This window comes from Deltaproteobacteria bacterium PRO3 (assembly GCA_030263375.1).
Lineage (GTDB): Bacteria > UBA10199 > UBA10199 > DSSB01 > DSSB01 > DSSB01.
Genome location: SZOV01000010.1, coordinates 1 through 18,935 on the forward strand (window position 1 = coordinate 1; position 18,935 = coordinate 18,935).

Sequence of the window (18,935 nt, forward strand, 5' to 3'; positions counted from 1 at the left end):
CTTGCTCGCCGAGGAAGGCAATCTCCCCGCCGCGGCCGCGGCGAAGGCGGCCCCGCTCTACCCGATCCTCGAGACCCTGCGCTACTTCGAGGGAATGACCCCCGAGGCGGCGGCCTTGTTTTTTAAGCTGGTTCAAACGGAGAACGCCGCGGCCCTGGACGCCCTGGAGCGCCTGGAGCGGGGCGAGGAGCCCCTGCTCGCCGCGGCCATCCCGCGGCTGCTCGGCGATCCCGATCCCTGGCGCGAGACGGTGAAGCGGGAGTTCTGGCCCTATTTGAACGACATGAGCCCCGACTTCCTGCGCCGCGCGCTGCTCGCGCGCTCGACGGCCCCGAACGCCCGCCACTACCTGAAAGACCTGGAGGCCGCGCCGGAGGCCCTGCCCGAGCCGCTGCTCGTGGCGGAATCGGAGATCTGGGCCAAATACTTGGGCTGGCTGCGGGACGGCAACGTGGAAGATTTGAATTTCCTCGGCGACTATTCGCCGGCCGTCGCGCTGCGCCTCGCGCGCGAGTCGGAGTCTCGTCCCGCCGCCCACGCGGCGCTCTTGGCCTTGGCCGCCGCGGGCCAGCCCCAGGCCCTCGCCGCGTTGCCGGAGGCGCCGTGGAGCGGGGTGTTGGAGGACGTCGGCGACGCCTATCTCTATCCGGCGTCGAAGCCTATCGACGGCTTGATCCGGCTGCGCCTGGTCGAGGTCCGAGGCCGGCGCATGGGTTTCGAGGTGGTCTCCTCGCGCAGCGAGGCGGCGCCGGAGCTCCTGTCTTTCCGGCTGGAGGCGGGCACCCTCGATTCGCTGCGACTCGGCAAGGAGTTCTACGTCCTGGAGCGGCGCCGCGCGAGGGAAAGCGAGGACGAGGGGATCGATCCCTCCTCCTTCTCGATGCCCTTCATGATCTTCGGCCCCGACGCGCCCCTGACGCGCGGCCTGCGTTGGCTGCGGCGCAAGATTTTCCTGGAGACAGACGAGGGCGCGCCCAAGGCCTTGCCCGAATCGAAGTCCTTGGCTCCGCGCGAAGAGACTATCGGCCGCTGGCGCGGCTTGGGTGAGGGGCTCGCGGTCCTGCTCGGCCCGAAACAGGCGCCCGCCCGCGCCTGGCGGGGCGCGCTCTACGCCTTGACGCGGGGCTTGACGCACTACCCGCGCGATCAGGCGGAGGATCTTTTCGGCCTCGCGGAGCTGGCCGAGGGCTTGCGGCCCAAGATCCTGGCCGACCACCTGCGCGAGCTCGGCGAGGCGCGCGGGATTCCGGCGCTCGATGCCGCGGATGTCGCGGCGCTGCGGGTCCGCGCCGAGGCCGCCGGCCTGGATTTTTTGACGCAGGTCTGCCGCGGCCTGCTGCGCGGGGCGCCGCCGGAACGCCTCGAGGCCTGGTTCGACCATCTCGACTTGGCGCCCATGGACCAGGTGCGCCTGATCCGCGAACACCGCCTGGCCGGCGGCGCGCGTCGCCTTTGGGACCTCTTGGCCCATCCGGAGCTGCGACTGGAAGAGCGCTTCGAGGTCTCCATGGCCCTTGTCGCCTTGGGCGAGGTCCAGGTTCGCGACGAGTTGCTCGCCTTGGGCCTGCGGCCCGAGATCTGCGCCCACGACGCGGCCCGCGTCGAGCTGCTCGATGCTTTGGAAACCCTCGCCGCTTGGGACCGCATCGCGCGCCTGCAGGAGGCCTGGGGCGAAATGGGGCTTCGGCCGATCCAGTCGGGTTATCGCGAGCTGCGGCTGGGCGGTCCCCTGGCCGGGCGCGGGGCGAGCCTGACCGGCAGCCTGCGCGACGCGGCGGACCGTCCGATCTTTCCGTCCGAGCTTCCGATGCATCTCGTCACCGAGGCGGGGCCCCAGGCCCGCGCCCGTTTTGGCGAGTGGCGGGTGACCGGTTACGGGAAGCAGCAAGGCCGCAGTTATTTGGTCCTTGAGCGCCTGACCGCGCCCAGCGCGCCCCGAACGGGCGATCCCGCCTTGCCGCCGCGGCTGTTCTTTTTCAGCTCCGCTCCCCTGCGCTTGCGCCGCGAGGCGGAGCCGCTGAGCTTCGAGGCGGAGGGCGAGTCCATCGCGCTGGGCGCGCGCGTCGGCTTCCTGCCCGGCGTCTCCGGCGGCAGCGGGGCTTCCGAGTCCACCTCTTCATTAACGCTGAGGGACCTGGGACGAGGACTGGACTACCGACTGAGACCCCATTCGGATCGTGAGGCCATGGTGGATGACATGTTGGCCCGACTGATCCGGACGGAATGGGTGAGCGGGGATCTGCGCCGCGCCGAGGAGCTGCGCTTGACCTTCGAGGTCCATGCGACGCTCGCCGATTGGGTTCGGGCCAAATCGGGGCATGGGCCCCAGGCCCGCCGGCTGATCTTTTCTCTCAGCCTCGCCGAGGCGCGGGCCTTGGGTTTCGATGTCCGGGAGGGCGGCCGCTATGTCTGGGTGCCGCAGTGGGATTGGCGGCTCAAGCCGGTGTCGCGTCCGGAATCGCCGAGCGGGCCTGACCCCTTGCCGGCGCCTCGGTGGGTGACGCTCGCTCCGAGGGACTACCTCTTGGATTTTCAAGGGCTGCGGGGCGAATGGCTCTTGGGTCGAGCCCCCGAGGCGCTGGGCAGCGAGCGCCTGCAGGAGGATCGCGCGATGTCCCGCCGTCACGCAAGGATCGGGCGGGACGCCGCGGGTCGGATGTGGGTGGAAAATATTTCGAGCGGCAACACCCTGACCAGAGTCTCGGCGCGGGGCGCCCTGCAGGATGTGCCGGCCGGGGAGCGCCGGGAGCTTCGGCCAGGAGACAAACTGATGCTGGGGCAGAGCGTCTTTCGCCTCTTGGAGGGGGGCGAGAAAACGAGCGAGCTGCCGCGAGCAGCGGAGCCGGAGGCCGAGGTGAAGGAAACCGCCGTCGATCGTCCCGACGCGATCGCGGGAGAGATCCTGGCCTCGGAAGCAGGCGAGACGATTTCTTCGCCCCCCGCACCGCTGAGCGGTCCGATCCCCCTCTTTACTCCCGAGGCCCCGGAGGGGCAGGTCCGCGTCCTGGGCCGTGGCCCGGCGCCGGCCGGAATGGAGGCGGAATTTCTCTCTCTTGCCGATCCGGTCGTCCGGCGTCGCCACCTCATCTTGAGGAAGCGCGCCGGCGGTAGGCTGGAGGTGGAGGCCCTGCCTCCCTCCGCCCCGAGGACCCCCTCCGAGGCGAGGCACGGCTTCTATGTGGAACATCAGGGGCGTTGGATGAAGCTGCCCCCCGAGCTTCCCTTCCTCCTCCACCCCGGGCAAAGGATCGCCCTGGGGGCCTTGGCCTTCCAACCCCTGGACCTGAGTCAGGCCCTCGTCCTCCGGCTTGGGGAGGCGGGGGACGCCCTGTGGGTGGAGCCCTAAGTCCACTCGAGGCACTTCATAAAATTTCCGATTTTCGCCCCCCGCTGCGGCTGCCCTCCGGGATTGAAAAATAAAAACAAATAAATTCAATAATTTGCAATTTTACCTCCTGCGTTAGGGTCTGGCAAGAAACTGGCAATCTAGAAAAGACGCCATTGCGGCTTTTAAGGAGGGTCGGCACATGACGTCTATTTCTCAAAATTCGAAAAATTTCGGAGTTCAGTCCAAGAACCATCCGTTCGGGAATTATTATTCCCAACTTAATACAAAAAATCAGGCCGTGGGCGCGGGGAACGCTGAGCTCGTCGCTTGGTACGAGGAGGCCACGGCCTACTATAATGCCGTGCTCTCCGGTCAAGAGACCCAGCCCGACCCGGCAGCCTGGCAGAGTTTTGTGGACCAGATGCAATGGGCCGCCGGCCAGCTTGGCTACGGCGCCCCCCAGGCCTGGGATCCGATGGCCGCCGGTCAAGGTTCGTTACCCGCGGCCGAGACTGCCGCCGACCCCTTCGGCGGCCAGCCCGGGGCCATGGACAACCTGGTCTACACCCAGGAGACGACCCAGATCGGCTTCATCGGCGAGGAGCGCCCGATGGACATCTGGAGCACCGACATCACCTTGGACGTCGCCTCGACCTCGGTCGACGTCACCGTGGAAGAGACCCAGGACACCCGCTTCCAGCCGCCCGAGACCGTCCTCAAGGTCGTCATGACCGATCAGGCCACCGGCAAGACCAGCGTCTATTTCCTTCACGACCCGGAGGAGATCGAGAGTTTGAAAATCAACACCCCGGGCGCCAAGCACGTCAACGACCTGAGCGGTCGCGCGGAGGTCGGCGAGTTCGTCGAGGGCGCGACGGGCCAGGGCGGCGGCATCCCCGAGGGCGCCGAGATCGACGGCGACACCGCGACCTACGACGGCGTCGCGGGGCAGACGCTGGACTTCGAGCCTCCCTTCGGCGGCATCAGGAACCACGTCGTCTATTCCAACGCGAATATCTCCGTGAAGAATTCGGACGAGGTCCTGGTCGAGCGCCTGAGCGACGGAGGCTACCGCGTGACCGTCACCGACTTGGACGGCGAGAAGACGGTGTTCACCGTCCCCGAGGGCTTCTACCTCAACATCAACGCCCACGCGCCGAACGTGACCTTCAAGGACGGCGGCCGCGGGACGATCGGCGGCCTCGCCGCGCCGGGCGGCGGCGCCCCGAAGCGCACGAGCGGCTCCAATTCCGGCAGCGACGGCGTGCCCGCGGGCTGGGAGAACATCGGCCTGAACGGGACCACCGCGGAGGACACCGAGGCGGTGGACAGCGCCGACTGGCCCCCGCAGTTGATCGACCTGCTCGATGCGATGGGTGTCGCTCCGGAGGACTACGGTTCCCTGAATATTCCCGATTCGCTCTTGAGCGAGATCAAGTCTGGCGTGAAGCCGCCCTCGCAGGCCCTCTTGGACGCGCTGAAGAATTCCGACGAGACCTTGAAGCAGGCCTGGGACAGGGCGAAGTCGAATCCCGAGGACGCGCACGCCTGGCAGCAGGTGAAGCAGCGCCTCGCGACCTTGCTGGGCGCCCTCTACGGTTCGGGCGTCGATGCCGAAGGGACCTTCCCCGAGGGCATGGAGGCCGACGAGGCCTTGACGGCGCGGACCCTCTTCCTCGACGGCTTCGCCTACGAGATCGGCGAAGGCTTCCGCTTGAAGCCGGTCGAAGGCGAAGAGATTCCCGTGGCGCCGGAAGATCAAGATTCCTATGACAACGCCGAGCGTTTGGCCGATCTCCTGGATAAATCGAACGACGAAAAGATGACGGCCGAGGAGATCGTGACGTGGGCGGAAGAAAAGGGGGTTGATTTGTCCAATCTCGCATTCCCGCCCTCCCCGGAGATTTGGGAACTGCTCTACGAAAGAGACGGAGACCTCTCGGAAAAACTGCAAAACTGGAAAAACAACCCCAGTTGGGAAACCACCGCCGCTTTGCGCGATTACATGGTGGAAGTTTTCAAACGCTTGTATCCGGAATTGAATGTCAGCGGCGATGATAGGACCGGAGGCGGCGATAATAACCGGAAATACGCCAACGACATCACCGTCAACGGCCAAACCTTTCACATCTTCCCCGACGACTGGATCAGCCATGGGCCTCAGGAAATTTACACCGAGTTGTGGTCCATCCTGTCGGAGAAGTGGGATAACCTTGAAGACTGAGGCCCTTTTGTCCCACTGAGATTCTTACGGGAGCAGCGTCATGACCCCTCTTCGGTTTAAAGACAGCGCGAGACGATCCGAACCGGATCGCGAGGATCTCTCCAAGTGCGCCGCCTTCTTCGAGAGTTTTCCCGTCAAGGATCTCGAGGCCTATCCAAAAAAATTGCGCCGGGACTGCGGCGACGCCTACTTCAATGTGGACGACCTGAAGCGCTTCGAGCTGCGCATCGCCAACGGCGTCGGCAGCGCCAGGGTCCGGCGCGGCGCGCAGCTGATGGGACGGCAGGCGACTTACCAGCTCGCCTCGTTTTTCCTCCCCTACCTGCGGGATCCGCCGCCGGGTTTGAATTTCCTGCTGGATACCCTGCGCGAATTAGGGGGGGACGAGAAGGTCCGGGTCGTTTTCGAAAAGCGCGTCGGCGACGATCATGCCGGATTTTTCCGGCGGGGCCGCCGCCCGGAAATCCACGTCGTGGACACCCTTTCGCCCATGAATACCGACTCGACCGGCATCCGAGGCATGGACCTCGGGACGCTCTACCACGAGCTGGGCCACTCCCTGATGTACCAGCTCTACGGCGGGAAACTCCCGCCCTACCGCGGGCACGAAGGGCACGACGATCGGGCCCGGAGACACTGGGAGTCCGAGACCAATCCCGGCGCCGCCTGGTCGGAGGGCTTTGCGGGGGCCGTCTCCAACTTGGATTTTCGTTCCTCGCACCAGTTGGGCTCGTCCGCCGACTTGCCCGATGCCTGGTTCGAAAAGAGTTTCGCGGCGCGACTCTCCAACGAGTACGTCATCGCCGCGGTCCTCACCGATTACGTCAAAAGCGAGGTCCCCTACAAAGACACGAAGATGACGACGGTGGTCCTGAACGACGCCTCTTACTGCCGACTGAACAAGATCTTCGCGGCGATGCGCGCCTCGGGGTTGCAGGAGGATTTCGGCGTCTTCGTGGGGGATTTTTTAAGGCGTTATCCCGAGGAGGGATCTCGCTTGAATCGGCTTCTTCGGAAGTATGGCCTGGAAGAGCTTGCCGGCGATGTCTAGACCGACACCCAGACCCCGTTATGGGGTTCATCCGAGGCGGTTAGAAAACCGCGGCTACCGTAGACGACAGGAAGCGATGCTCGATTAGAGTTCGGTGTTGTTTTCTTCCTTGGTTTTCGCAGCCGAGGCCGCGGCGTCGTCGATGGCGCGCAGCGCGTCCGCCATGCCCAGCGTCATCTCGGCGAAGGGCAAATTAACGTCGCTCCAATCGTTGGTATACCAATGAGTATCCGTGTCGTAACGCGCGTATCCCGATCCGGTGAAGCGAGTTCCCTTGGTCTCTAAACCGCCCGATTCAATCTGGGTCTTTCCGTAATTGATTTCTTCCTTCAGATAACTAAGGACTTCGGGCATGTACTCGCCGAGAAAATCAAGCTTTTGCGGATCCTGGGCCTGGATTTCCTTCACCACGCGGCCCAAGACCCAGGCCTGCGAGGCCTTGGGCAAGGAACCAATCGCCGTTTTGATGGCGTTGATCTGGTCCTCCGCGCTGAGGTTAGTGTCATAAAGAATCTCCACGACTTGTCCGGGGACCTGGCTGTTTTCGAGGCCGGTTTTACCCTGCATTGCCAGATCCAAGTTTTGAATTTCACGGCCGCCGTTGATCATTCCTGTGGTGGGGGCGCCTTCCTCGCTGAAGATATTTACGGCATTGCCGATCACGGGGAAGGCATGGAGGAGACCCCGCTGATCGCCACTCCAATAGTTTTTATCGGTGCTGACCTCGCCGTTGACGATGAAAGCGATGTCCGACGCCTTGGCCGCCCCACGGGCGCTTTCGGCTGCAATGGCCTCGGCCTTATCCACATGTTCCTTGACCAGCTTGGTAACGGTCTCGAGCTCGACTTCAACATTCAGGGTCGGATCTTCTTCAAGTTCTTTACGAACCGACGCGATCTTTTGCTTGGCTTTGTCGCGTTGCGCGTCACTTAAAAAGGCGTCCTTGGCGAGATCCTGTTCCAATTGTTTGAGGAAGGCTTCCGCCTTTTCTCGAGCCTCCTGGGCAGCCTTGGCCTCGGCGATCCCTTCCTGGCCTCCCACGGCCTCCAAAACTTGCATGAATTCCTCGGCCGCACGGGTTTCTTGTTTGGCGTTCTCATTCTGGAGGGCTTGCTTGAGTATGGCAACGCATTGCTCCGAGGATAGCTCGCTGTCGACGGGCTTCACCTTACCGCTCTCGATGTCTTGCATGAGATCGGAGATCTGCTGGCTGGTGACGTCGGCGGCGTCGGCGAAGGCGTCGCCCGTGGGAATCTCGGTCGAACCGATCGAAAATTCCTCCTCCATGCCGAATTCGTATTCTCCTTCAAATTCTGAATAGGGGGACTCCGTATGGGGAGATTCGGCCGGGGCGCTGTTGCCATACCTGTCCGCGTATGGAGAATTTTCATCGTACCTGCGGGGATCGCTCCCGGGAGCGGGAGGGGGGCTGCTTTGCGTGTCTTTAATGGAAGCCATAGGTTTTCCTTAATAATTAGAATTTTATCCGAAGTGAGGGCAATCCGGGAACCTGGAAATTAATTCAACGAGGCCGCGCGTTTGCGAGCTTGCTGCCATACCGGGCCGCGGGTGTAGGCGACCACGCGACGGATATGCTCCTCGTTCACCTCCGGATCTTTAAGAATCAGGCACTCGATCTTACCCATAACCTCTTCCGCCTTCCTCAGGGCCAGCTTCGCAGCCTGGGTATTTTGGCTTTGGATGGTTAGGTTCAATTGTTGTTGGACTTTAGTAAAGAGTTCTTGGATCGATTCGGGTCTTGATTCCATAGCGTCCTCCCTTCGGACTTTAGATAAAGCAAGGGGAGTGCCAGTGGGACCGGCTCAGGATTTTACATTATAACCTAATGTTTTTATTTATATTTTCTTGGAAGTTTGTTTTAAGTCGGCACCAAATAAAAATGACAATTATGTTTAATAATTAAAAAATATTTACATTTTTATTATAAACATTTGAAATTCCTTAAATAAAATGTTCTATAATTTGTGGAATATTATTAATTTTTTATGACATAAATTACTTCTCATTATTTTGCGGCTATTCTAAAAGAAGCTGGTCGCTGATCCTTCCCACAGTCCAGGTCTTTGGCCCCATTGATTTTGAAAAATAGATATTTTTTTGAATTTTACATGAGAGTTTTTCGTTCAAAAACAGGTTTCTAGACGGCTAACCACTTAATAAAACTTATATTTTCCGGTTGGCCGACCTTTTGCTTTACCCATGGGGAATCAACCTTAGGAGGCCCCATGAAACTTCGCCAAGCCCGCCTTACTTCCTTCTTAAATGCGCTCATCCTGCTGGGAGTCGTCGCCTGCGGCGGCGCCGGAGGCAGCGGCGACCCGGGCGCCCCCCTGGACCTAGAGTCCCTCGCCATCGCCAACTGTCCGCAGCAAGCCTTGCAACCCGGAGACAAGATCGCCCTCGCGGTGGAGGGAAACCCGGCCGCCGGCAAGGCCGTCGCCGTGAACCCCGACGCCTTCCAAAGCGATCGCCCGCGCCTCGCCTCGGTGGACGCCCAGGGGAACTTGGTCGCCCTCTATCCCGGCGAGGCCCGGGTGACCGCGACGGCCGGGGGTCTGACCAGCGAGGCCTGTCTCGTGAAAATCCTGCCGCCGGAACATCAAGGCTCGGTCCGGCGCCTGACCGACAACGCCGACGAGGATCATTGGGGAATGAATAATTCTTGGCCGATGACCTCCCGGGGCAAGGTCCTGTGGCAGCGCATCGACGGCAATCTTGACACTGAGGTCCTCCTGCACGACCGTCGCGACCCGGCCGGCGACGACACGAGCGTCGACCTGGTCGATTTCCTCTCGGGGGACGTCGACTTCATGGCCCTCGGCTCCGCGGCGGCGGAGGGCGAGGTGCTGCTCAGCTACCGGGTCGGCCTCCAGGACACCCACGTCAGCGCGAACGGCCGCGCGCCGCAGGACCTCGGCGACCGCCAGCAGGAGGAGGGGAGCATCGCCGACGGCTGCTACTTCTTCCGCGAGGGCGGCGGCGCCAACGACATCCAACGATTCACCGCCGCGGGCCTGACCGAGATCCTGAGCGCGGGCGAGACCTACACGCCGATCGGCAGCGGCTGCGAGGCGGTCTACGAGCGGCGCGGCGCCGCGGACAGCGAGCTGGTCCACTTCGACGGGCAGACCCACTTGCCGATCGCCGCCGGGCTGCCCGCCTTCCCCGACTTCGACTTCCGCCGCCAGCGCGCGGTCTACGCCTCGGGCGGCGACGTCACACTGGTCGACCTGACACAGGATCCGCCGGCGGTCATCCCGCTGACCTCCGACGGTCCGGCGCGGCTCGACCGCAACCCGCGCACCGACGGCGAGAGCGTCGTTTGGCACCAGATCGATGGCGCCGAGCACCACGTCTGGATGTACGACATCGCGAGCGGGACGCGCCGCAAGCTTAGCGCGACCGTCGCCCCCAAGAAGTTCGATTCGCTCCAAATCGACCTGAGGCAGGTCCTGTGGGTGGAAGGCACCGAGCTCTGGTTTCACGCCGGAAGCGGCGACGCCGCGGACAGCGCGGTGGTGGACCTGAAGGGCGTTCCGCTCGACCCCGGTTATCACCCTTACCTGAAAGACGGCCTCGTCGCCTACGTCGGCAACGACGGCGACACCGAGGTCTTGATCGTGGAATAAAGCGCGCTCAAGTTAGGTAATGTAGGAAGAGGGTCGCGAGGCCGAGGAAACAGAAGAAGCCGGTGACATCGGTGAAGGTGGTCACGATGACCCCGCTCGCAAGGGCGGGGTCGACCCGCGCCCACTTGAGGAGGAGCGGGATCGAGGTCCCCGCCAGGGCGGCCATGAACATGTTGCAGATCATCGCCAAGCCCAGCACCACCCCGAGCATGGGATTGCCCTTGTAGAGATAGGCGAGCAGCGCCATCAGCCCGCCGAGCACGATGCCGTTGGTCAGCCCCCCGATCAGCTCCTTGAGCAGGACGCGTTTGGCGTTGGAGAAGGTCAGCTCGCCCAAGGCGATGCCGCGGGTGATGACGGTGAGCGATTGGGTGCCGGCGTTGCCGCCCATCCCGGCGACGATGGGCATGAAGACGGCCAGGGCGACGACCTTCTGGATGGTGCCCTGGAAGAAGCTCACCACCGTCGCGGCCGCGATCGCGGTGACCAGGTTGAAGCTGAGCCAGGGCAGGCGCAGGCGGATCGAGCGCAGCGGGGTGTCGTCGACGTGCTCTTCCTTGTCGACGCCGGCCAGGCGGTACATGTCCTCGCTGGCTTCTTCCTGGATGACGTCGACGATGTCGTCGACCAGGATGCGACCGAGCAGCTTGCCCTGCTGGTCGACGACCGGCAGGCTGATGAAATCGTACTTGCGGAACAGCTCGGCGACCTGCTCTTGGTCCATGTCGACCAAGGCGCTGATCACGTCGCGCGCCATCACCTCCGAGACCTTCTTGCCGGCCTCCTCCAAGATCAGGGTGCGCAGCGGGACCATGCCGATCAAGAGCCCCTGCTCGTTGACGACGTAGAGGTTGATGATGTCGCCGACCTTCGAATATTTCTCGCGGATCAGGTGGATCGCCTGGCCCAGCGTCGCGTCGGGGCTGACCGCGACCAGCTCGGTCTGCATCAGGCCGCCCGCCGTGTCGGGCGGGTAGCTCATCAGCTGGCGGACCTCGTCGGATTCCTTCTGAGGCAGCGAGTCGAGGATCTCCTCGGCCTCCTCCTTGGGCAGGTCCTCGAGGATGTCGGTGACGTCGTCGCTGTCCATGTGCAGGACGATCTTGGTCAGCGTGGTCTCGGGGATGGCGTCGAGGACCTCGGGCTTGTGGTATTCCTCGATCAGCGGTAGGACTTCCGCCGCCCGCTCCTCGCTGAGCAGGGCCATGATGCGGCCGCGGTCCTGCTCGTCGAGGCGCTCGACGATGTCGGCGATGTCGGCGGGGTGCAGCTCGCCCAAGAACTGGCGGATCTCGTCGTCGGTCGACTGCTTGAGGAATTCTTCGAATTCGCCGAATTCCTTGTCGATCAGTTGTAGAAAAAACGAACGTGGGATCATGGCGACTTCAATGCCTTTAGTTGAACGACGTCCATCTTGTCTTTTTCGCGTAAAGAATCCGCTTTCAGCGCGATGAGGGCCTCTCGGGACAGGTAGGGAATTAGGCGGCCTTCCAATTCGATGGTTTTGATTTGGGACTCGAAGTCTTCGAAACGCCTGCCGGACATCAACACGAAGATGTCGATCGGAAATTCTTCGATAACCCGGACGGCGCCTTCTTCTTCGGAAAAGTCGGCATCTTGCAGCTCCGCACCGTAGCCTTCGCCGTAGCTCGAAAGGAATTGCAGCAGTTTGCGAATGTTCTCCGGATTGCGTTTCACCAGGACGTCGACATCCTCGGTGGCCCGCACATACCCGTTGAAAGCGCAGGCGATACCGCCGACGGTGACGAACGTTACGCCTGCGTCAACGAGCCCGACCAACAATTCTTCGAATGGGTTTGAGGTTTTTTTCACGCGGCACGGGATTTGAAATTTTTTTCATCAATTCATTCAAGGCCGTCAACCGCCGCAGCACTTGGGAAGGGTTGGATTTGCCGACCTGTTTTCGGACTTCTGGTTTCATGACGCAGCTAGGATACCGCCAAGCATCGAACGAATTCAACGGTGCTAGTCAGATTTTATTTCTTCAGCCGCAGCCGCACGCTCTGCGCGTGGCCGCTCAGGCCTTCCATCTCCGCCAGGCGGACGATCGCGTCGCCGTACTTGTTGAGGGCCTTTGCGTCGAAGCTGATCACGCTGCTGGTCTTGAGGAAGTCCTGCACGCCCAGGGGCGAGCTGAAACGCGCGCTGCCCGCGGTCGGAAGCACGTGGCTGGGGCCGGCGATGTAGTCGCCGCAGGCCTCGGGGGTATGATAGCCCAGGAAGATGGCGCCCGCGTTGCGGATGGCGCTCAGGCCGGGCTTGGGGTCCTTGATCGCGAGCTGGAGGTGCTCGGGGGCGATCTCGTTGGCGAGCTCGGCCGCTTCGGCGAAATTTTTGGCGACGATGATGAAGGCCTTGTTCTTGATCGAGGCCTCGGCGATCTTGCGGCGGTTGAGCGCGCGCAGCTGGCGCCGGATCTCGCCTTCGACGCGGTGGGCGTAGTTGGAATTGAAGGTGATGAGGATGGCCGAGGCGTTCTCGTCGTGCTCGGCCTGGCTGAGCAGGTCGGCCGCGATCCAGGCGGGGTCGGCGTTCTCGTCGGCGATGATCAGGATCTCGGAGGGACCCGCGATCATGTCGATGTCGACCAGGCCGTAGACCTGGCGCTTGGCCTGGGCGACGTAGGCGTTGCCGGGGCCGACGATCTTGTCGACCCGCTTGATCATCCCCGTGCCGTAGGCCATGGCGGCGACGGCCTGGGCCCCGCCGATCTTGTAGACCGTGTCGACGCCGGCCAAGTCGGCCGCGACCAGGACGGCCGGGTGGCCGTTGCCCTCGACGAAGGGTGTGACCATGATGACGGTCTCGACCCCCGCGACCTTGGCGGGGATGGCGTTCATCAAGACGGAAGAGGGGTAGGCGGCCTTGCCGCCCGGGACGTAGACCCCGACGCGGGAGAGAGGCGAGACGCGTTGCCCGACCGAGATGCCCTCGGCGTTGATCTCGAAACCGGTGAACTTTTGCTTTTCGTGATAGGCCTTGATGCGCTGGGCGGCCAGCTGCAGGGCCTCGAGGTCGGCCTTGGGCACGGCCTTGTAGGCCTTTTTGATGTCGGCCTTCGGGACGGCGAACTTGGTCGGCTCGAGGTCGAAGCGGTCGTGCTTCAGCGTATATTTTTGTACAGCTTTATCGCCCCGGAGCTTGACCTCTTCGAGGATGGAATCGACCTCGCGCTCGACCTCCTTGGTCAAGTCCTCGCCGCGTTTCAGGATTTTTTCGAATTCGTAGCGGAAATTCCGGTCCGAAGAGCGAAGGGTTTTCATACGAGGTCAGTACTTTACCTTGACTCGCTTGACTCTTGCACCCAATTTCCGAAATTTTTTTTCAATTTTCTCGTAGCCTCTATCAATATGATAAACCCGAGTGATCTCGGTGATCCCCTGGGCCGCAAGCCCGGCGATGACCAGGGAGGCGCTGGCCCGGAGGTCGGTGGCCATGATGGGGGCGCCGGAGAGGTTTTTCACCCCGCGGACCACGGCGGAGTTTCCTTCCAATTTGATCTCGGCCCCCATGCGGATCAGCTCGCCGACGTGCATGAAGCGGTTCTCGAAGATGTTCTCGCGGATGACGCTGGAGCCCTCGGCGATGGTCATGAGCGCCATGAACTGGGCCTGCAGGTCGGTGGCGAAGCCGGGGTAGGGCGCCGTCGAGATGTCGACGGGCTTGAGTTTTTTGGGGGCGCTGATCGCGATGCCGTCTTTCTTCACTTCGACCTTGGCCCCGGTCTCCTGCAGCTTGAGCGAGAGGGCCTCGACGTACTCGTAAGGGATGCCTTGCAGTAGGACTTGGCTGCCTGGCAGGCAGGCTGCGATCAGGAAGGTGCCGGCCTCGATGCGGTCGGGCATGACGGAATAGACCCCGCCCTGCAGCTGCTCGACGCCCTCGACGGTGATGGTGGAGGTGCCGGCGCCGTGGACCTTGGCGCCCATGGCGTTGAGGAAGTTGGCTAAATCGATGACTTCGGGCTCGCGGGCGGCGTTTTCTAAGACCGTCGTCCCCTCGGCGAGGGTGGCGGCCATCATGAGATTTTCGGTGCCGGTGACGGTGACGGTGTCGAAGTGGATGGTGGCGCCATGCAGGCGCTTGGCCTCGGCCTCGACGTAGCCGTGCTCGACCTTGATCTTGGCGCCCATCGCCTCGAGGCCCTTGAGGTGCAGGTGGATGGGGCGCGCCCCGATGGCGCAGCCGCCGGGGAGGCTGACCTTGGCCCTGCCCAGCCGCGCGACCAGGGGCCCCAGGACGAGGACGCTGGCGCGCATGGTCTTGACCAGCTCGTAGGCGGCGACGTGGCGGCTGTAGCCGTTGGCATGGACCTTCATCTTCGAGCCCCAGAGCTGGATCTTGAGGCCCAGGTCCTTCAGCAGCTTGCCCATGGTCTGGACGTCGGCCAGCCGCGGCAGGTTGCGGATCTCGCTCTTGCCCTTGGTCAGCAGGGTGGCGGCGAGGATGGGCAGCGCGGCGTTTTTTGAGCCGGAGACCTTGATCTTGCCGCGCAAGGGGCGGCCGCCTTCGATGACGATTTTGTCCATATTTTATTGGGGCGAACCTTGTGTTTCCCCCGAAGCAAGCTTGACAACAAAATATCCGCGTTTTGCGGAGGCCGTAGGGGCCGTTCGCGAACGGCCCCTACGGATTCCGCATCCATCACGAATTTGGAATTTTTCCCGGCGGGCGAACACGCCGCCCCTACAATTTTGCGGTCGTTGTATAGACTCTTGCCTTGGATTGCAAGGGGCCCGGCCCCATTTACCGGGGTTTCTCCGCCAGCACGATCGCTGCCTGAAAGCTGTCCTCCAGGGGAAAGACCGCCTTCCCGACTTCCCGGTACAGGCTTAGGTTTTCCTGGCTCATGTATTTGAGGAAGATCGGGTCGGCCAGCCAGCCGGAATGCATCGCGAAGTGGTAGAAATGGTCGAAATCCTCGAAGCGGACCTGCTTCTGAAAGACCTCCCCGCGCGCGACCGCGAAGCCGGCCTCCCGCAGGTCCGCCTCCAGCTCGCTCAAGTCCTCGGGGATGAAGAACTGGGCCTTGATCTCCTCGGCCGAGAGGAACTGCTTGCCCAGCTCGTGGAGCGCCGCGAAGCAGTCGTGGGTGCTGCTGGCCACCGAGAGCAGCCCGCCGGGCTTGAGGCAGCGGAAGGCCTCGGCCATGACGCGCTTGCGGTCGATGTAGTTGAGGACGAAGTGCACCGTGACGAGGTCCATGGTCGCCGCCGCGACGTGCTTGCCGAAGTGATTGGCGTCCTCGTGAATGATCTTCACCTCGCGCCCGCGCTCGGCGAACTTGCGGCGGGCGACGCCGATCATCTTCTCGGAGAGCTCGACGCCGTGGCAGGTCGCCTGCGGAAAGGCGCCGACCAGCTTGAGCAGCCACTCGCCGGTCCCCATGCCTAAATCTAGGATGCTCGGGGCCGCCGCCGGCGCCTTGGCACGAATCTGCCCCAAGGCCTGCTCGCGGGCGTCTTGGTAGATTTGGAAGAGGTCCTCGTCGAAGTGATCGGCGACGAGCTGGTCGTAGATTTGGGCGATGTCCATGCAGGGCCTTTTCCGGGAAGGCCGCAATCTAGCACCAGGCCTCGCTTCAGGGCAAATGTCTTCCGATCTCGAGGAAGCGCTCGCGGCCCGAGAGGTCGGGGAGGATGCGGGCCTCGAGGTCGGTACAGAAACGGCGCGCCATTTCCAACAAGGCCGGCCCCTGTGTCATGCCGATCTCCAAGAGGGCCAGGCCCTCCGCCGCGAGGCGGGCGGGGAGCTGGGGCAGGATCGCCGCGTAGGCCTCGGTTCCGGCTGGGCCAGGGACCAGGGCGAGCTTGGGCTCGCGCTCGCGGACCTCGGGCTCGAGGGTCGCCCATTCGGACTCGGCGACGTAAGGGGGGTTGGCGGTGATCAGGTCGAAGGGACCTGCGAGGGCCTCGGGCCAGGGCTGAAACAAGTCGTGCCGCAGCCACGCGGCGCGCTCGGCGACGCCCAGCGAGGCGGCGTTGCGCTGCGCCAGAGCGAGGGCCTCTTCGGAGAGGTCGAAGGCTAGGGCGCGGGCCCCGGGGAGATTTTTCAAGAGGGCCACGGGGATACAGCCCGAGCCGGTGGCGACGTCGAGGATTTTGGGCTCGGCGGGATGGGTGCGTCGCAGGTGATCGAGGCCGCGCTCGACCAATTCCTCGGTCTCGGGGCGCGGGATCAGGACGACCGGCGAGACCTCGAAGCGCAGGGAGTAAAATTCACGCTCCCCCAGGATGTAGGCGAGCGGCTCGCGGGCGGCGCGGCGTTGGACCAGCTCTTTGAAGGCGGCGAGCTCGGCCTCGGTCAGGGGCCGGTCGAATTGGACGTAGAGCTGGACACGGGAGAGCCCCAGGGCGCGGCCGAGCAGGAGCTCGGCGTTGAGTCGGGGGGCGTCGACGGATTTTTTTTGGAAGTAGTCCGTCGACCAGGCAAGAATTTTTGCAATGGACCAGTCCATGTAGGGGCGAACCTCGTGTTCGCCCCGGGGGTCGGCGAGGATCGCGACGCCGGCGATTCTACAAACGCTGTAGGGGCCGTTCGCGAACGGCCCCTACAGGGTTTGCAAGAATCAAGACGCGTCAAAATCGCCGGCAAGTTCGGACGAACACCAGGTCCGCCCCTATCACATCAAAATCTCGCACAATACTTATTTGTCAAGTCGACGACGTAGCCCGTCTCTTGGTCGGAGTAAACCCGCGTCTGCTCCGCCATCGCCGTCTGCGCCTCGGTACAGGCCTTCTTCCCTTCGGCCTTCTGCGAGCCGCTGGGCTCGGCCTTGATGCGCCAGCCCGCGTAGGGTCGCGTCCCGGGCAGCGAGGTCTTCTCCAACAGGCCGGCGAAGGCCATCAAGAGGCGCGCCTTGGCGACGTTCTCCTGCCCGGCCGTGCGCAGCGAGGCCGCCGAGGCGCTGAAGTTCTCGACTTTCGCCGCGCCGCTGATCGGATCGCTGTACTCGATCTGCAGGCCGTAGCTCTCCTCGGCGCCGCCCTGGCCGAGCAGGTCCAAGAGGAAGAGCTGCGAGGTGTTCGCGAAGTAGTGGATCGGCTGCACCTTCGCCTTCTCGGTGGAGACCTCTTCGCCGTAGAAGACGTCCAGCTTCACGTTTTTCGGAAAGCTCGCCTTGAAATGCACGTCGCGCGCCACCGTATCGAGCAGGCTGACGAAGTCGGTGCCGAAGACCCGCGGCAGGGCCTCGCGCAGGCCGATGAAGAGGTAGGCGCCCTTGCCCTTGTCGGTGAGCGTGTCGAGCAGCTCGTCGTTGAAATCGAGGCCGACGCCGATGCCGGAGAGGGCGATGCGCTTGGTGTCGTAGTACTTCCCGATCGAGGCCATCAGGTCCGCCGAGAGCTCGCCGGTATTGGCGATGGCGTCGGTGATCAGGATGACGCGGTTGATCTTCTCGGGGTCGTGGAAGCGCTCGGCGAGCTTGTAGCCCTCGACCAGGCCGTCGTGCAGGTTGGTCGAGCCGCGCGGCTGGAGCTCGGCGACCGTGCGGTCGTAGCCTTCCATCCCGTCGCGCCCCACCACGAAGCCCTCGACCGCGTTGCAGACCTGGTGATCGAACTCCACCACGTTGAGCACATCGCCGTTCTTCAGCTGGGCCTTGAGCAGCGCCATGCCTTCTTTCAGGTATTCCATCTTGCCGTCGGAGGCCATCGAGCCGCTCTTGTCGAGGATCAACGTGAGAACCGCCGGGCGGCGCTCTTCTTTGGTCAGCTTGCGGCCCTGCACCGCCAGGGCGAGGGTCTCGCCCTTCTCGCGCGGCGCCAGCTGGGCCTTGACGCTGAAGGTCTGGCCGGGGACCATGGGGTAGGTCTGGAAGTGGAAGTAGTTGAGAAACTCGTGGGGCCGGATCTCGTTGCGGTAGATCGGCAGGAAGTTATTGATGGCGTAGAGCAGGCGCTGGGCGCTGGCCAGGCTCATCGAGTCGTCGTTGCTCAAGTAGACCTCGCTGGCGCGGCGGATCTCTTTGTCGACCTTCTTCCCGGCCTGATGGACGTCGAGGCCGTCCTTGGCGGGCTTCGCCTCGGAGAGGATGTTGGCTGAGCGCTCGGCCTTGGCGGCATCGCCTGCGGGCGGCGGGGGAGCGGCCTTCATCAAAGGCTGCTGGGCCATCGAGGTCGCCGGCGCGGAACCGGAGACGCCGCCCATCGGGGCGGGGGCGGGGCGGTGCTTGGCCCGGGCGCTTTCGTATTCCACTGGAGTCGCGCAGCTGCGGATCACCGCCGGGGGCTGAGGCGCCGCCCAGGCGGGGCGAAGGGGAATCGGCAAGGGGAGAAAGGAGAGCAGCAAGAGCGGGGTGAGGGCTGTAGGTTTGCGAAAATTTTTCAGCGACATGGGGCCTCCGTGGCAACAAATGTGCGAGAAGGGACGGCGCATGCTCCGATTAGGTTTTAAATTTGTCGAGCTTGTTTTCGGGGTGTCGGCGCGATTCGGAGCAAGGAGAGCCTCGCCGACCGAGCTTTCACGCTTCCTGGTCCTGTCTTGCGGGCCCCGAGAAGGGGCTGTTGGAAAATAAAGTCGCGCCATCCTCGGGACAGCAAGGGAGAGCAGCAGATGAAAGGTAATAACAATTTAACTTCTAAATTAAATTTAAAAATATCAATAGGTTATTAGTTTAATATCATTATGTATTTTTGTTGATATATTTATACATATAAA

The 18,935-nt window shown here is 63.0% G+C and carries 12 protein-coding genes; 3 read left to right on the top strand and 9 right to left on the bottom strand.

All coding sequences use genetic code 11. The features are described from left to right. Nucleotides 1-3,626: 3,626 nt before the first annotated feature. Together FBR05_03300 and FBR05_03305 are read left to right on the top strand one after the other, a co-directional pair. Nucleotides 3,627-5,552 carry a hypothetical protein gene (locus FBR05_03300; GenBank protein ID MDL1871211.1) on the top strand — a complete coding sequence of 642 codons (1,926 nt, stop codon included), beginning with the start codon at nucleotides 3,627-3,629 and terminating at the stop codon, nucleotides 5,550-5,552. A gap of 40 nt (nucleotides 5,553-5,592) precedes the next feature. Beyond that, nucleotides 5,593-6,603, top strand: a complete 1,011-nt coding sequence (locus FBR05_03305; GenBank protein ID MDL1871212.1) for a hypothetical protein — start codon at nucleotides 5,593-5,595, stop codon at nucleotides 6,601-6,603. A gap of 84 nt (nucleotides 6,604-6,687) precedes the next feature. On the opposite strand, the gene FBR05_03310 is transcribed toward FBR05_03305, so the two are convergent. Then, the gene (locus FBR05_03310; GenBank protein ID MDL1871213.1) at nucleotides 6,688-8,061 is read right to left on the bottom strand and encodes a hypothetical protein; all 1,374 of its coding nucleotides are present in this window, start codon (nucleotides 8,059-8,061) and stop codon (nucleotides 6,688-6,690) included. 59 nt (nucleotides 8,062-8,120) lie between these two features. After that, a complete protein-coding gene (locus tag FBR05_03315) occupies nucleotides 8,121-8,372 on the bottom strand; it encodes a hypothetical protein (protein ID MDL1871214.1) in 252 nt (83 codons plus the stop codon). 477 nt (nucleotides 8,373-8,849) lie between these two features. Here FBR05_03315 and FBR05_03320 point away from each other — a divergent pair, with 477 nt between their 5' ends. Next, entirely contained in the window at nucleotides 8,850-10,253 is a 1,404-nt protein-coding gene (locus FBR05_03320; protein ID MDL1871215.1) for a hypothetical protein, read from the top strand. Between the two features lie 7 nt (nucleotides 10,254-10,260). Here FBR05_03320 and mgtE read toward each other — a convergent pair whose 3' ends face one another. The 7 genes from mgtE to FBR05_03355 form a co-directional block, all read right to left on the bottom strand. Further along, entirely contained in the window at nucleotides 10,261-11,631 is a 1,371-nt protein-coding gene (gene mgtE, locus FBR05_03325; GenBank protein ID MDL1871216.1) for a magnesium transporter, read from the bottom strand. Beyond that, nucleotides 11,628-12,086 (bottom strand): hypothetical protein, encoded by a 459-nt coding sequence (locus tag FBR05_03330; GenBank protein MDL1871217.1) that lies wholly within the window; start codon nucleotides 12,084-12,086, stop codon nucleotides 11,628-11,630. Before FBR05_03330 ends, mgtE begins: the two co-directional genes overlap by 4 nt. Nucleotides 12,087-12,250: 164 nt before the next feature. Continuing rightward, a complete protein-coding gene (hisD, locus tag FBR05_03335) occupies nucleotides 12,251-13,537 on the bottom strand; it encodes a histidinol dehydrogenase (protein ID MDL1871218.1) in 1,287 nt (428 codons plus the stop codon). Nucleotides 13,538-13,543: 6 nt separating this feature from the next. After that, complete coding sequence (gene murA, locus FBR05_03340) at nucleotides 13,544-14,803, bottom strand: UDP-N-acetylglucosamine 1-carboxyvinyltransferase (protein MDL1871219.1); 1,260 nt, start codon at nucleotides 14,801-14,803, stop codon at nucleotides 13,544-13,546. 217 nt (nucleotides 14,804-15,020) lie between these two features. Continuing rightward, nucleotides 15,021-15,809 carry a methyltransferase domain-containing protein gene (locus FBR05_03345; protein MDL1871220.1) on the bottom strand — a complete coding sequence of 263 codons (789 nt, stop codon included), beginning with the start codon at nucleotides 15,807-15,809 and terminating at the stop codon, nucleotides 15,021-15,023. A gap of 46 nt (nucleotides 15,810-15,855) precedes the next feature. Then, on the bottom strand, nucleotides 15,856-16,731 hold the full coding sequence (gene prmC, locus FBR05_03350) for a peptide chain release factor N(5)-glutamine methyltransferase (protein ID MDL1871221.1): 876 nt from the start codon (nucleotides 16,729-16,731) through the stop codon (nucleotides 15,856-15,858). A 170-nt stretch (nucleotides 16,732-16,901) separates the two neighbouring features. Next, nucleotides 16,902-18,803, bottom strand: a complete 1,902-nt coding sequence (locus tag FBR05_03355; GenBank protein MDL1871222.1) for a VWA domain-containing protein — start codon at nucleotides 18,801-18,803, stop codon at nucleotides 16,902-16,904. Nucleotides 18,804-18,935 lie beyond the last annotated feature (132 nt).